This window comes from Gluconobacter sp., assembly GCF_047723935.1.
Taxonomy (GTDB): Bacteria; Pseudomonadota; Alphaproteobacteria; order Acetobacterales; family Acetobacteraceae; genus Gluconobacter.
Window position 1 is genome coordinate 61,881 of record NZ_JBDOBO010000001.1, and the last position, 13,482, is coordinate 75,362.

The 13,482-nt window shown below is 58.2% G+C and carries 13 protein-coding genes; 8 read left to right on the forward strand and 5 right to left on the reverse strand.

The window, feature by feature from the left end; translation table 11 throughout:
- The first annotated feature begins 69 nt into the window (after nucleotides 1-69).
- The 5 genes from ABF979_RS00270 (at nucleotide 70) to ABF979_RS00290 (ending at nucleotide 5,138) form a co-directional block, all read left to right on the forward strand.
- A complete protein-coding gene (locus tag ABF979_RS00270; RefSeq protein ID WP_415557277.1) occupies nucleotides 70-780 on the forward strand; it encodes a polysaccharide lyase family 7 protein in 711 nt (236 codons plus the stop codon).
- 53 nt (nucleotides 781-833) lie between these two features.
- Nucleotides 834-2,699 (forward strand): glycosyltransferase N-terminal domain-containing protein, encoded by a 1,866-nt coding sequence (locus tag ABF979_RS00275; RefSeq protein ID WP_415557278.1) that lies wholly within the window; start codon nucleotides 834-836, stop codon nucleotides 2,697-2,699.
- Nucleotides 2,696-3,679 (forward strand): tetraacyldisaccharide 4'-kinase, encoded by a 984-nt coding sequence (gene lpxK / locus ABF979_RS00280; protein WP_415557279.1) that lies wholly within the window; start codon nucleotides 2,696-2,698, stop codon nucleotides 3,677-3,679. Before ABF979_RS00275 ends, lpxK begins: the two co-directional genes overlap by 4 nt.
- Nucleotides 3,676-4,590, forward strand: a complete 915-nt coding sequence (locus ABF979_RS00285) for a lysophospholipid acyltransferase family protein (RefSeq protein WP_415557280.1) — start codon at nucleotides 3,676-3,678, stop codon at nucleotides 4,588-4,590. Before lpxK ends, ABF979_RS00285 begins: the two co-directional genes overlap by 4 nt.
- Before the next feature lie 164 nt (nucleotides 4,591-4,754).
- The gene (locus ABF979_RS00290; protein WP_202206641.1) at nucleotides 4,755-5,138 is read left to right on the forward strand and encodes a hypothetical protein; all 384 of its coding nucleotides are present in this window, start codon (nucleotides 4,755-4,757) and stop codon (nucleotides 5,136-5,138) included.
- Between the two features lie 116 nt (nucleotides 5,139-5,254).
- Here ABF979_RS00290 and ABF979_RS00295 read toward each other — a convergent pair whose 3' ends face one another.
- The gene (locus ABF979_RS00295; RefSeq protein WP_415557281.1) at nucleotides 5,255-6,535 is read right to left on the reverse strand and encodes a penicillin-binding protein activator; all 1,281 of its coding nucleotides are present in this window, start codon (nucleotides 6,533-6,535) and stop codon (nucleotides 5,255-5,257) included.
- Between the two features lie 149 nt (nucleotides 6,536-6,684).
- Here ABF979_RS00295 and rsmI point away from each other — a divergent pair, with 149 nt between their 5' ends.
- Nucleotides 6,685-7,518, forward strand: a complete 834-nt coding sequence (gene rsmI / locus ABF979_RS00300; protein ID WP_415557532.1) for a 16S rRNA (cytidine(1402)-2'-O)-methyltransferase — start codon at nucleotides 6,685-6,687, stop codon at nucleotides 7,516-7,518.
- 3 nt (nucleotides 7,519-7,521) lie between these two features.
- Here the strand turns inward: rsmI and ABF979_RS00305 are convergent, their stop codons facing one another.
- The 3 genes from ABF979_RS00305 to ABF979_RS00315 all read right to left on the reverse strand — a co-directional run bounded on the left by ABF979_RS00305 (nucleotide 7,522) and on the right by ABF979_RS00315 (nucleotide 10,474).
- Entirely contained in the window at nucleotides 7,522-8,154 is a 633-nt protein-coding gene (locus ABF979_RS00305) for a LolA family protein (RefSeq protein ID WP_415557282.1), read from the reverse strand.
- A gap of 127 nt (nucleotides 8,155-8,281) precedes the next feature.
- Nucleotides 8,282-9,658, reverse strand: a complete 1,377-nt coding sequence (locus tag ABF979_RS00310) for a glutamate--cysteine ligase (protein WP_415557283.1) — start codon at nucleotides 9,656-9,658, stop codon at nucleotides 8,282-8,284.
- A 75-nt stretch (nucleotides 9,659-9,733) separates the two neighbouring features.
- Complete coding sequence (locus tag ABF979_RS00315) at nucleotides 9,734-10,474, reverse strand: 16S rRNA (uracil(1498)-N(3))-methyltransferase (protein ID WP_415557284.1); 741 nt, start codon at nucleotides 10,472-10,474, stop codon at nucleotides 9,734-9,736.
- Between the two features lie 36 nt (nucleotides 10,475-10,510).
- On the opposite strand from ABF979_RS00315, the gene ubiA reads away from it, so the two are divergent.
- Both ubiA and ABF979_RS00325 read left to right on the forward strand, forming a co-directional pair.
- Nucleotides 10,511-11,422 (forward strand): 4-hydroxybenzoate octaprenyltransferase, encoded by a 912-nt coding sequence (gene ubiA, locus ABF979_RS00320; protein ID WP_415557285.1) that lies wholly within the window; start codon nucleotides 10,511-10,513, stop codon nucleotides 11,420-11,422.
- A 5-nt stretch (nucleotides 11,423-11,427) separates the two neighbouring features.
- Nucleotides 11,428-12,096: a class I SAM-dependent methyltransferase gene (locus ABF979_RS00325; protein ID WP_415557286.1), complete on the forward strand. Its 669-nt coding sequence runs from the start codon at nucleotides 11,428-11,430 to the stop codon at nucleotides 12,094-12,096.
- Here ABF979_RS00325 and ABF979_RS00330 read toward each other — a convergent pair.
- On the reverse strand, nucleotides 12,065-13,459 hold the full coding sequence (locus ABF979_RS00330; protein ID WP_415557287.1) for an MFS transporter: 1,395 nt from the start codon (nucleotides 13,457-13,459) through the stop codon (nucleotides 12,065-12,067). The two genes, ABF979_RS00325 and ABF979_RS00330, sit on opposite strands and share 32 nt — an antisense overlap.
- Nucleotides 13,460-13,482: the final 23 nt, after the last annotated feature.

Consider the following 13,482-nt stretch of genomic DNA (forward strand, 5'->3'; position numbering starts at 1 on the left):
GTCCTTTTCGGGTGTTCTGCGTTGAAACAGTCATCTGACGTCACAACCAGAACCCCGGAAGGACACATTATGATCTCCCGACTTGCTGGCCCAGCTTTTTGCCTGAGTGCTCTGATCGCTATGCCGGTACATGCCATGGATATGCCGCAAGCGCCGGACATTTCGGCTTTTACACTTCAGGAGCCTGCCAAGCGTCTGGGCCTGCATCTTGTTCCGTCCACGACACTCGGCTCTGGCTACAACACAGCTTTTTATTCCCGCGATCAGCAGACAGGTGCCCTGACGCTCACGACTGACGGCCTCCAGCCAGTCATCCGTGGAAAGGTCGCTCCGGAGACGCTTTTGCGAGAAAATACCGCGTGGTATTTTCAGCAAACGAATTCTGACATGACGGCGACCGTGCACATTGATCAGCTTCCGCGAAATGGAAAAGTGGTCATCGGCCGCCTGGCAAGCACACAGCATCCAGTGGCGGAGCTAAGTGTTCAGGGCGACCGGGTCTTTGCACTCGTGGATAATGGCACATCCAAGCAGAGCGTTGTGGTCGGCACGGTTTATCCGCATCAGACCATTCGCTATGAAATTCACACGTCTCCGGATGGTCTGATGCGCATCATCGTCAACGGAACAGAAAATCACTTCTCATTGCCCTCTGCCGCGATAGCACAGGGTGTATGGTTTGAAGCCGTGGTCGGCGAACAGGGTTGGCATGCGCCAAGTCACGCCGATATGGCCCGGGTAACCTTCACCGGCCTTCAGGTTCATCACGAAGCAGCCTGACAGTCTGTCACAAAGTTTTGCGAGCGCCATCTGACCATGCTACCCGACTGCTCATGATATCGCCCGCTCGCATGATCCATGTCTGGTTAGGTGCCTGTCTGCGCTCCACCCACTGGACTGTCGGAGGCACCAAACAGGCAAGGGCGCTTCTGACGCAGGCTGATCAGGGAACAGTTCTTGCCCTCTGGCACCGTTCCCTGACACTGGCTCCAGCGCTCTGGTTCTGGGCCCGGGCGATCGAACCACGGGTGAAGCTGCGGGTTCTGATTTCCCGCAACGCGGATGGGCGCCTCATCGCGGACGCTATTCGTCCGTGGGGAATCATTGGCATTCATGGCTCCACGTCCCGCAAAGGGAAGGACAAAGGCGGCGCGGCGGCACTGAGAGTCGCTCTCCGGGAGCTGAAGCAGGGTGCTTTTGTCGCCATTACTCCAGATGGACCGCGCGGCCCGGCAGAGGAGGTTCAGCCGGGTATTCTCGTGCTATCGCGGATTTCCAGACGCCCCATTATTCCGCTGGGTATGGCCTGTAACAGCATTCGCCTGCCCTCGTGGGACGGCCTTACATTTCCACTCCCCTTTGGGCGCGGGTCTGTCGTGGTCGGTGAACCGCTTCTTGAACCGGATACCGAGACGCTCCGTGTTGCACTCAATGCCGTTGCGGAGCAGGCGGAAGTTAACGTCCGCAATCAAAATCTTTCCGTCCTGGATCGGTTGTGGGGGGGCGTTGGCAGCCTTCTGGCTCCTGCTCTGACGATCATGCTGCGGGTACGTCTGAAGCGAGGACGGGAACTGCCAGACCGCCTTCGTGAAAGAATGGGTCTGGGAGGCGGCCGTCGTCCGAAAGGTGCGTTGCTCTGGATTCATGCAGCAAGCGTAGGCGAAACACTCTGTGCCCGACCTTTGCTTGATGATCTTCTGGAAAAGCGCCCGGATCTGACTGTCCTGTTCACAACCGCAACGGTGACCGGCGCGGAAATTATCAGTCGTCACCCCGAATTTGGACATCGCGTCCTGCATCGTTTCATTCCCCACGATGTGCCGCGCTGGTTTGGCCGGTTTCTCAAGCGTTGGAAACCAGATGGTGCCGTCTTCGTAGAAAGTGAGCTCTGGCCCGGCATCATTGCAGCCTGCTACCGCCAGACTGTTCCTGTGATGGTGGTGAACGGCCGTCTCTCGGATCGCTCTGCCCGCCGATGGGAAAAGGCCACCCGCCTCACCCGAAGAATGTTTTCCCGCCTCTCCTGGGTCGCAGCACGCGGCCCGGAAGATGCTGCACACTTCCGATCTTTGGGCGCAAGATCAGTGTATGAATATGGGGATCTCAAGCAGGACGCTCCCCCTCTGTCATGTGATTTGTATGAGCTAGAACGGCTACATCGCGTCATCGGAGATCGACCGGTTTTCGTCGCGGCATCCACTCATCCAAGCGAGGAAGAACTGGTGCTTGAGGCAGCGGCGCTTGCCCGAGAGAAACACCCCGACCTCCTGACCATTCTCATTCCGCGACACCCCAAGCGCGGGGAAGAACTGGCTGCCCGCTTCAATCTGCCCCGGCGATCATCTGGTCAGGAACCGGGCACCAAAGATCATGGCTGGATTGCCGACACATTGGGGGAACTGGGCCTGTTCTACAGACTCGCGAATTGCTGCTTCCTGGGCAACTCTCTCGCGGGGAAAGGCGGTGGCCATAATCCTTTCGAGCCACTTCGCCTGGGCATTACAACGGCAACCGGCCCTCTTATGGAAAACTGGCGGGAAGCGGTTAGCCTGCTGCACGATTATCTTCACATCGTTAAGGATATCGATAGTCTGGGCCAGTGGATCACGGAACCTCACGCCACGCCTTCACCCGCAGTGCTTCAGCGCTCCGTGGTGTCCAGACTAAGCCCCCGCATTCTGGAGACACTTGAACGATGAGACTACGGGCTCCGCGATTCTGGTCCGTCCCGAGGGTAGGCCCTGCGGCATTCATGCTGCGCCCTTTGGCAGGAATCGCGACCCGTTTGACCCGTCGCCGCATGACCCGCGAAGGCTACCGAGCCGTAGTCCCGGTACTATGCTGCGGCAACGTGACTGCTGGGGGCACGGGAAAAACACCCCTGACACTGGATCTGGTCCAAAGACTGAAAGATCGTGGACATTCTCCGCATATTCTCAGCCGCGGTCATGGTGGCAGAGAGAAAGGGCCGCTGGAGGTCAATCCGGGACGTTCGAGCGCCCGTGATGTTGGCGATGAGCCTCTTCTTCTGGCAAAAGCCGCGCCAACATGGGTCGGAGCAGACCGTGCCCAGACCGCGAGACTAGCGATTGGCCAAGGCGCTGATTGTCTTGTGATGGATGATGGTTTCCAGAATCCGGGCCTTCACAAGGACCTGTCGGTACTGGTCGTGGATGGTGCCGTGGGGTTTGGCAATGGGCAGGTTATGCCCGCCGGTCCTCTGCGTGAACCGGTGCTGGATGCTCTGAAGCGCGCGCAGTGCGTGGTCATCATTGGGGAAGACCGTCACGGGCTGCTGCTCACCCTTCCCCCATTTCTCTTCAAAGCTCAGGCCAGACTGGTTCCCGGCCCTGAAATCCGCGGTCTGCAAGGCCGGAGAGTTGTCGCTTTCGCGGGGATCGGCCGCCCCGATAAATTTTTCACCATGCTGCAGGACGCAGGTGTTTCCCCTGTTCGCTGCCTTCCCTTTCCGGATCATCATGCCTACTCGGCCAATGACATCCAGCGCCTTGAAACGCTGCGTCGGGAATCCGGAACCACGCTCGTGACCACAGCCAAGGATGCGGTCAAACTTCCTCCCGCTTTCCGGGCGCAGGTCACCGTCATCAACGTTGAGCTTCTTTGGTCGGACCCAAAAGCGCCGGACCATATTCTGGATCTTCTGTTCCCTCACTCATGACTTCAATTCCACATCGGGCGGAAGCCCTGCTGGTGCGCGTCCTGCTGGGCTGGCTGCGCATTCTCCCCCCTGCCGCTGCGTCAACACTAGGCGGGTCCGTAGCGCGCAGTGTCGGTCCGCTTATTCCTGTTTCCAGGGTAGCTGACCGAAACCTGCAGCTGGCGATGCCACAATTGACACGCAAAGAGCGACGCAGCGTCATCAAAGCCTGCTGGGAAAACCTGGGGGGCACCGTGGCGGAGTTTCCGCATGTGGGGCGATTGAAACAGAACACGCCGACGGGTCCCGGATGGCGTGTTGAAGGATCAGAATATCTGGAAGCCGCCCGCGCAACAGGGCGCCCGATCATTTTCTTTTCCGGCCATATTGGCAACTGGGAACTCATGCCCCCGGTCGTCGCACGATTCGGGATGCCCTTTGCCTCTTTCTATCGCGCCGCCAGCAATCCGATTGTAGATTCCATCATCCACGCCCTCCGGCGCCGAGCTATGCGCATGGATGTTCCGATGTTCCCCAAAGGGGCACGTGGAGCACGTTCTGCGCTGAAGCACCTGTCTCACGGCGGGCATTTAGGCGTGCTTGGCGATCAGAAAATGAATGATGGCATTGAGGCCCGTCTTTTTGGCCGCCCTGCCATGACAGCCTCTGCAACTGCCGTGTTTGCCCTGCGGCATAAAGCCTTGATTGTAACCGGACACGTGCGCCGCGAAGGGCCTGCCAGACTAGTGCTTGTGGTTGATCCACCCATTGATCCACAGCCTACCGAGAATCGTCAGGCAGATGTCCTGAAGCTGACACAGCAACTCAACGACCGTCTTCAGGAGTGGATAGAGCAGGAGCCCGGCTCATGGCTCTGGCTTCACCGGAGATGGGACAAGGCGCTGTATCGGAATATGACAACAACATGTTGAGCCATGCAATTTTTGCATGGCAGATTTGTCACAGTGGAGAAAGTTTATGTCGCGGAAAGGGGTTTTGGCGTCATTTTAGATTGTGAAAGGGGCCGTTTGGATTTTAGCCTGACCTTATCGCAATCCACGGGCTCCCCCGCCCCGCTCTGATGAGGACTTTCCTGATGGCGCAGGCAACTCCCCTATACGATCTTTCACCCGTTTCGATGGGCGGTAATGTCGTGACGTTGAGGCAGGGTGTTCTCCCTCGTCACCGCGAATATCTGTCGCGGTGGCTGGAGGCCGGAATGCGGATGGGACTCTTCGATGCAGAAATCACACCGACGGATTCCGGGATCACGAATTTCGATGGAACAACGCCCATTGAGCATGTTCTGGTTTGGGTCCGCGAGAACCCGGATCCAGCCTACATGCTCCGCCCGCAAGGGATGCGCTGGGTCCTGATCGATCATCTACGCAATCATGAACTGGGCAGCTATGCCAGCTTCGAACTGGCTCTTCACACCATTCGGCCGGTTCTGCCGCTGGCCGAGACTTACGCAGCCTGATTTGCGCCGTCAGGATCGGCCCTGAAACGCCAGTTGGCTTTCAAGAAGAAGCCATAAAAAAACACGCGCCAATCGCGATGGACGCGTGTTTCTGTTTCTGAACCAGCAGTATTTTCTCAGCTTGGACGGACCGCAATGTCCCGTGATGCTGGAACAACGATGCGGGCACCTCCGCCACGCTGAATCTGGAAAATAGCCAGCGCGCGAGTGACATGACCGTCAGCGCGCAGGCGGAACAGGCCATCCACACCCATATAGCCGTCCGGACGGGTCAATGCCTGAATAGTCGGGCCACCCTGCTTCATCAGATTTCCGGCAAGAGCGGCGGCATCATAGGCAAAGTCCGTCACGGGTGATGGTGCCTGATGATAAACTGCCTTGTACTGGGCAACATAGCCATTGCGGTCCTTGGCATCCGGCGCAGCATACCAGGCACCATGCAAGGCACTGAGCTTGCCATCGAACGCCTTCCAGAGTGCCGGTCCCATGATCTGCACCTGATCCGACGTCACCTGATCAGCACGGAGCGCAGTGATAATGCGTCCCAGCTCTACACCGGTGTCCGCCAGCAGAAGAGCGTCAAACGGAGGTGGCGGTACCACCGCCGCAACAGCAGGAGCAGCTGGCTGTGGTGTCGGCGTTGTCGATTCGGAAGGCGAGTCGGCCGTAGGATCGACAGCCGACGGACCTGTCGGGGCGGGTGCCTCTGGTGCGGGCGGCTGACGATTGGCGATATCTGAAAGGGATTTCAGGCCATCATCGATGGTTTGTGCGTCTGTGGAATGGAAAACAATCTGAGGATCTTTCAGCCCATCATCCCGACAGGCCCGCTGCAATCCTTCTGCCATAGCGTGCCCCAAAGCATTATCCGGCAGGAAGGCGGCAAAATTTTTACGACCTGTTGCACGCGCAGCGTCCACCATCCGACGAACCTGCTGCTCTGGCGTCAGCCCCATCACCCAGACGCCAGGACGAGCCTGCGTGGAATCGCTTGTGAACGCCAGCACAGGCTTGCCTGCTTCAACAGCCAGCGGCGCGAGAGCCGCAGTTTCTGTAGCCGTTAGCGGCCCGAGGAGCATGGCATCGCCACGCGTTAAGGCGTCATGGGCAGCCTGAGCTGCGCCACCGGCAGCGTTGCTGTCATGCACGTCCAGCGCGGGCGAACCTTGTGAGGCCAGGGCCAATTTGGCCGCATCGCGCATCCGCGCACCTATAGCACCATAGCGGCCCGTCAGTGGCAGAATAAGACCAACGTCATGCGCGCCGGGAGCCTGACTGGAGCCGGGAATTCCGCCCACGCCTGACGACAGGAAAGAGTTTCCGCCGGAGCAGGCGGCCAGCGTCAGAAAGGTTCCTGCGGCCAGCCCAGTGCTTACACCCTTGCGCAGACGGCTCATCGGTCCAGAATAGACCCTTGAGTTCGTCACCGAGGATGCAGATGTCCGAAAAGTCATGTTCCGCTGAAACTCCCTTGAGCGATACGGCTGAAACGTTAACGGCCGCCCCGCCTTCGGAGCATGGCCCGAGAGTGGGGGGACAACTGATATTGGTTGCGACGCCGATCGGCAACCTGGCCGATATCAGCGAGCGCGCGATTGAAGCCTTGAACAGTGTTGAAGCTATTTTATGCGAAGATACACGCGTTACGGCAAAATTATTGATGTCGCGCAACATCTCCACTCCCACACGAACGCTTCATGATCATAACGAACAGGATCGCGCACCGTTCTTTGTGGAAAAAATGGCGGCTGGTGCCAGCTTCGCCGTGGTGTCAGACGCAGGTACTCCGCTTGTCTCGGACCCGGGCTATCGGCTCGTCCGGGCAGCAATCGCCGCTGGCGTTCATGTTACGGCCATCCCAGGCCCAAACGCTGTCATCACGGCTCTGACCCTTTCAGGCCTTCCCCCTCTTCCCTTCATGTTTCTCGGCTTTCCAGCGCCACGAAGCGAAGCCCGCAAGACAGGCTTCGCGACGCTTCGGGCCGCAGAACAGGCTGGCGTTCGTTCCACACTGATCTGGTATGAAGGGCCGCATCGCCTTGTCGAGACACTGGAAGATCTGATTACCGTCTTCGGCCCTGACCGTGAGGCAGCGGTTGGCAGAGAACTGACAAAACGCTTCGAGGAGATGGTGCGGGGAACGTTGGCGGAAGTGCTCGCCCATTTCCAGGACACCGCACCGCGGGGTGAGATTACACTCCTGATCGGCCCCTCAGCAGAGGACGATAGCGGGGCAGACGATCTGGATACGCATCTCCGCGAAGCGCTGACCAGTCATTCGGTGAAAGATGCGGCCACTCTCGTGGCGGGAATTATCAAACTGCCCAAGCGCACGGTTTATGCCCGCGCACTGGAGCTTTCCCGCGAAACAAAGGACTAAACGTCAGTCTTCAGACTTCGGGAGCGTGAACAGAGACTGAGATACGCTTCCGCCCGTCCTGATGTCTGATAAGGCGATACGCGTTGTTCGGCCCTGCGCATCCACGACTTCCCACCCCAGAAGAGCAAGTGGCGCTTCGGAGAACATGAGGGTCAGATTCCCCTCACCCGGGCTCTCCGTTTTTTCAACCTGAAGGTTGATCTGACCGTTCTTACGGTCAAATCCTGTTACCGTGACATCGCCCGAGAGCTTCAGATCAGGCCGTAGCAGCAAGCCGAGGGGAGTACGGTCCAGCGGCATAACCGTTACCTGTCCGACGCTCCGATCCTGAAAAACGACCTTGCCATCATTGGCGACAAGAAGAAGCGGGCTGGGACTGTCATAGTCGAAGCGCATCCGCCCCGGACGATCAAGCATCGCTGTCCCGGCAACAGCTTTCCCATCTGGTGCAATTTGTTGAAAACGCGCCTGAAGGGTTGTGATCTGCGCCAACGTATCCTGAACGCGCGCAACCCAGCCCTGATCCACAGGACGGAGTTGTGCGGGAACGGCCTGAGCCATGGCAGGCAGCGGAAGGGCTGCTACGGATATGAAAGCGCTGGCTACAGCCGCGCGGAAGAAAAGACGGTTCATCATGCCTCTGGAACTGCCGATCAGGTCACGGGTTGCAAAAAGCTTCGCACCTGCATTCCATAACGTGTTCCTGCACAAACCGGAAACTGATCGCAGCAGGGCTTAACACCCTACTCCAATACGTCTGACGTCAGATCGATGCTTCGCGGAACAGCGGCTTCACATTTCCGCCCCATGCGCCTTCATACAGGGCAAGCCAGTACTCAGCCTGGTTGGGGCCACCATCTGCAATCAGGTGCAGTGGGTCTAGGAATTGTGCTTCGTTGCGAACACGGGCGCGAAGTCCCTGCTCCGCGAGAGCCACGACACGCTTTGCCAGTGCTTTCAGGCCACCGGGAAAATCAGCCTGCATGCCCTTGGCAGGAACATCCGCACGGAGTTGCTGATAAACCTCCCAAGGCTGTTCCAATACCAGCTTTTCAGCGGCTTCCAATGTTGCGGCATCGTAGAACAAGCCAACCCAGAGCGCAGACTGGGCAACCATCATCTCCGGACGACCGGCGTCCGCGCCACGCATCTCAAGGAACTGCTTGAGGCGCACGTCAGGGAAAACAGTTGTGAGGTGATCCTCAAAATCACCGATGGTCGGCGTCAGACCTTCTAGAGCGGGTTGCGCACTGCCTTCCAGCCAACGCCGGAAAGAGCAGCCACTGGCATCAATGTTTTTCCCGTCCCGAGCGACGAAATACATCGGCACATCCAGCGCCCAGTCCACGTATTTCTCGAAGCTGAAATCTTCTGCGAAGAACAGCGATGGCTGGCCTGAACGCTGATTATCGGTATCGGTCCAGATACGAGCGCGATTGGAAAGGAAGCCATTTGCTTTGCCTTCCACAAAAGGCGAATTCGCGAACAGAGCCGTAGCCAGAGGCTGAAGCGCCAGCGACACACGCATCTTGCGGGCCATATCGGCTTCATCACCGAAGTCCAGATTGACCTGCACAGTGCAGGTCCGCGTCATCATATCCAAGCCCAGCTTGCCAACCTTGGGCATATAACTGCGCATGATGGCGTACCGACTCTTGGGCATCCACGGCATCTCGTCGCGTGCCCAGAGCGGCTGGAAACCAAATGGCAGAAAGCCCAATCCGAGTTCAGCAGCAGGACCGCGGATCAGATCGAAATGCTCCTGCATCTCGCTCTGCGTTTCCTGCAAAGAGACAACCGGCGCACCAGAAAGCTCGAACTGTCCAGCGGGCTCCAGAGAAATGGACCGCCCTTTCTGGCTGTTCTGGCCGGCCAGACCGATCAGCGCCTCACCGTCGTGGATCGGAGCCCAGTCCGGCCCCTCCAGTTTCCGCAGCAGCGCACCAATACCTTTGGGCTCATAAGGCGGCGCTGACAACGGTGTACGCCCATCATCTTGCCCCGGCAGTACAAAGCCGAACTTCTCGTGTTCGGTTCCGATCTTCCATTCGGACCGCGGCTTGGAGCCCCGTTCCAGAACCTCGACGAGCTGCGCCCGATTCTCGATCGTTGCGCTATTAGACGTGCCGGGATTGGACATGGCGGTTTTGCCTCGATTTGCGATCGTTGTTCGATATTGATTGAACTTGTAGCACCTCAGACTGTCCTGTCACCCTCAGGCGCCACGACGCAGTGCAAGTCGCGCCAGTCCGGCGCAGACAGCCGTCTCGGCGCGCAGCACCAACGGCCCCAGTGTCAGTGCATGAACAGCAGGGTGCTTCTGAAGCAACGCCACCTCCGCATCGGAAAAGCCACCTTCAGGCCCAATGAGAAGAGCAGATGCGACCAAAGGACCATCCGCCCCAGGACGTCGCTCAAGAGCCGCAAACAGCGGCTTGTTTTCAGGCCATTCCGCAAGAACGGATTTCAAGGGCTCCAGCGGCTGGATTTCAGGAATATCCAGCCGCTCGCATTGCTCAGCAGCTTCACTGGCAATCAAGGCAAGACGGTCGAGGTTCAGACGGTGCGTGTTGGTTCGTTCGGTTACGACGGGCCGAAAACACGTCACCCCGAGTTCAGTCCCCATCCGGATAACGAGTTCTGTCGCATCTCGCTTGAGGGGCGCAAACAGCAGTTCCACACCCTCTGTGACCTGAGGTGCACGCTCTCGCCTTCCCAGCCACACTGTCCCTTTGTCTTTTCGCAAGGTCTGGATAATGGCATTCCACTCTCCATCTCGCGCATTGAAGACACGTACCGGATCTCCAGTACTCTGCCGCATGACATTGCCAAGGTAGTGGGCCTGACTGGCGGGAAGAGGAAGTTCCAGCCCTTCCATAAAGGGAACATCCGGCACTTCAAGATAAAGACGGGGATCAGATCGGCTCATCCTTTTCCGATAGCGCGCAACAGCCATTGACGGAAGCGCATCTGCCCCTCATCACGTGCTTTGATGAGTGAAACCCGCCCCCATACCGATATCAGCCTGACAGGCTGGACCGGCCGCCTGCCTGAACCATGGCGGTCCTACGCACTTTTGGCCCGACTGGATCGCCCGGTTGGGACATGGCTGCTGTTTCTTCCTGGGGTTTGGGGATTATTCCTTGCACCGGATGCGCCACTCGGACTCCGCCTTGTCTACACGGCCCTTTTTGCGTTCGGCTCACTCGTTATGCGCTCTGCCGGATGCGTGGTGAATGACATCTGGGACCGCGATATTGATGCCAAGGTTGCCCGAACCGCGGGCCGTCCGCTTGCCAGCGGTGCGCTCTCCCTGAAGCAGGGCCTTAAGCTGCTGGCCTTTTTACTTCTGTGTGGTCTGGGCGTTCTGGTGTGCCTGCCCCGCGCATGCTGGCTTCTGGCACCCTTTGCTTTGCTGCTTGTGGCGCTTTACCCCGCGGCAAAGCGTGTGACGTGGTGGCCACAACTCGTTATGGGCTTCACGTTCGGTTTTGGTGCGCCCATGGGCTATGCCGCAGCAGGGGGTGGCCTGGATGGAAATGGCGCGCTGCTGTATGGCGCTGTCATCCTTTGGCAACTCGGCTTCGATACCATTTATGGCTTCCAGGACATGGAAGATGACGCCCGGATCGGTGTTCGCTCCACGTCTCGCCTGATGGAAAAGCGCGCTCAGCCCTTTATTGCCACCTGCTACAGCCTGATGCTTCTGGCACTGGGACTCGTCGCCATTCATGCCCATCTGCATCTGGGATTCTGGCTGTTCTTCCTGATTGCAGGTGGCCTCCTTCTCCAGCAGGCCCGCACGCTGAACCCATACGATGCGCCAAACTGCCTGCGACAATTCAAGCAGAACGTTCCAATCGGTTTCCTTCTGGCTCTGGCCTTTATCTGCGGAAGACTTTGAACATCATGTCAGTCAGACTGCAGGACCCCGCGGCATTTATCCGCGAGAATACGGCGGTCGAAACCGCCAGACTTGTTCCCGAAATTCCCCTGCATCTGGCAACAGACATCACCCCCATCTGGCAGGCCAGCGAAGCCTTCCTTGAAGCGCACGGTATTGAGCCCCCGTTCTGGGCGTTTGCATGGCCAGGTAGCCAGCTTATTGCGCGATATATTCTGGATAATCCGCAGCGCGTTGAAGGCAAAAGAGTTCTGGACGTGGCCTGTGGATGCGGATTAGCCGCCATTGCCGCCGTAAAAGCGGGTGCGTCCACTGCTGCGGTCAATGATATTGACCCCATGGCTCTCGAAGCAACGGCCCTTAACGCCACGCTCAATGCCGTGACAGTAGCACTTTGTCCGGGCGATCTTGTCGGTTCGAAGCCGGACTGTGATCTGCTGGTGATCGGAGATGTCTGTTACAACGAGGCTATGGCTGCACGCATCATGCCCTGGCTGCTGGAATGTGCCCGCCACTGCGAAGTCTGGCTCTGTGATCCCGGGCGCCATTATGCCCCAAAGCTGGATCTGGACATTCTGATTCAACAGAACGTCCAGACCACTCAGGAACTGGAAAGCACTGACCAGCGAACGACGACGCTCTTCAGTCTGCGAGGTATTTCCGCCCAAGGCTGAGGGCAGATCCCGTTAGCGCGGCAATCATCGCGCCTCCAAGGCAGATGAACGCTGGATGTGGGAAGATCGTGAAAAGAGCTGCAACGAGCAGCGCACCCGTCGTCTGGCCACCCAGTCGAGCGACGGACAGCATGCCGCTGGCCCCACCTTCCCGCCCAGCCGGCGCAGACACCATGATGGCCCGATTGTTGGGTGGCTGGAAAAGCCCGAACCCACATCCCGCCAGAAGCGTCCGCCACGCGATCGCAGCGTTGCTGGCGTCCAAGGGCAACAACCAGAGCAACATAAATCCGAATGCTGTCAGGAGCAGTCCGAGCGAGGACAGAACCGAAGCGGGAAAGCGGTCAGCAATCTTTCCAACGACAAAAGACATCACCGCGACGCCAACTGCCCACGGCGCAATCAGCAATCCAATCGTGGAATCTCCACGATGAAAAGCCGATGCCAAGGTGAATGGCATGGCGACGATGTAGAGGTTGGACGCGACAAAACCGAGAAACCCGACCAGGCACGCTAACAGAAAAGGCCGCCGCGCCAGCAGATCCACCGGAACAATTGGCTCACGCCGTCCCTTTTGATACCGTAGAAGCAGCCACCAGCAGATGATGCCCGCTCCCGTGAGCAACGATCCTGGTAGAAAATCGCCATGCATCAAGCCGTCCAACCCGATGCCAAGCAAAGCGAACGACGCTACGGTCAGAAGGGAACCCGGAATGTCTGCCTGCGTCTCGCTGCGCGGTGTCTGTGGCAACGCAAAATGGGCCATGACGAGAGCGGCAAGTGCGAGTGGAAGATTGATCCAGAAGATCCAAGGCCACGTTGCGACCGAAAGGACGATCGACCCAATCGTCGGGCCAAGAGCGACGCCAATCCCAACAAACAGACCGTTCAGAGCAATGCCCTTACCAAGCTCTGCATGAGGATAAATGAAGCGTACGAGCGCGATATTCACGCTCATGATGCAAGCACCACCAACGCCTTGAAGGGCACGCGCGAGTGTCAGTTCCAGCAGGTTCTGGGACAGGGCACAGCCAACAGACGTAATGAGGAATAGAAAAATCCCAATCTGGCTCATGCGGGCAAAGCCTACTCGGGAGCCAAAAGACGCGAGAGGCAGCAGGCAGGACAGATTGGCGAGCTGATAAGCGTTCACCACCCAGATCGCCCGAGACGACGGGGCATTGAGATCATGGGCGATGGAAGGAAGCGCCACGTTTGCTATGGCGTAATCCAGAACGGAGAGAAGCAGCCCGAGAAGAACGGCTGACATAGCTTTGGCACGCTGGGCTCCGTAGAGCCCACCGTGCCGTTTTGGGGAGAAGGCCCGATAACTCTCAAGAACCCCGGTGGGATTCAAAACCATTTAAAGTAGAAGATTTCTAATTT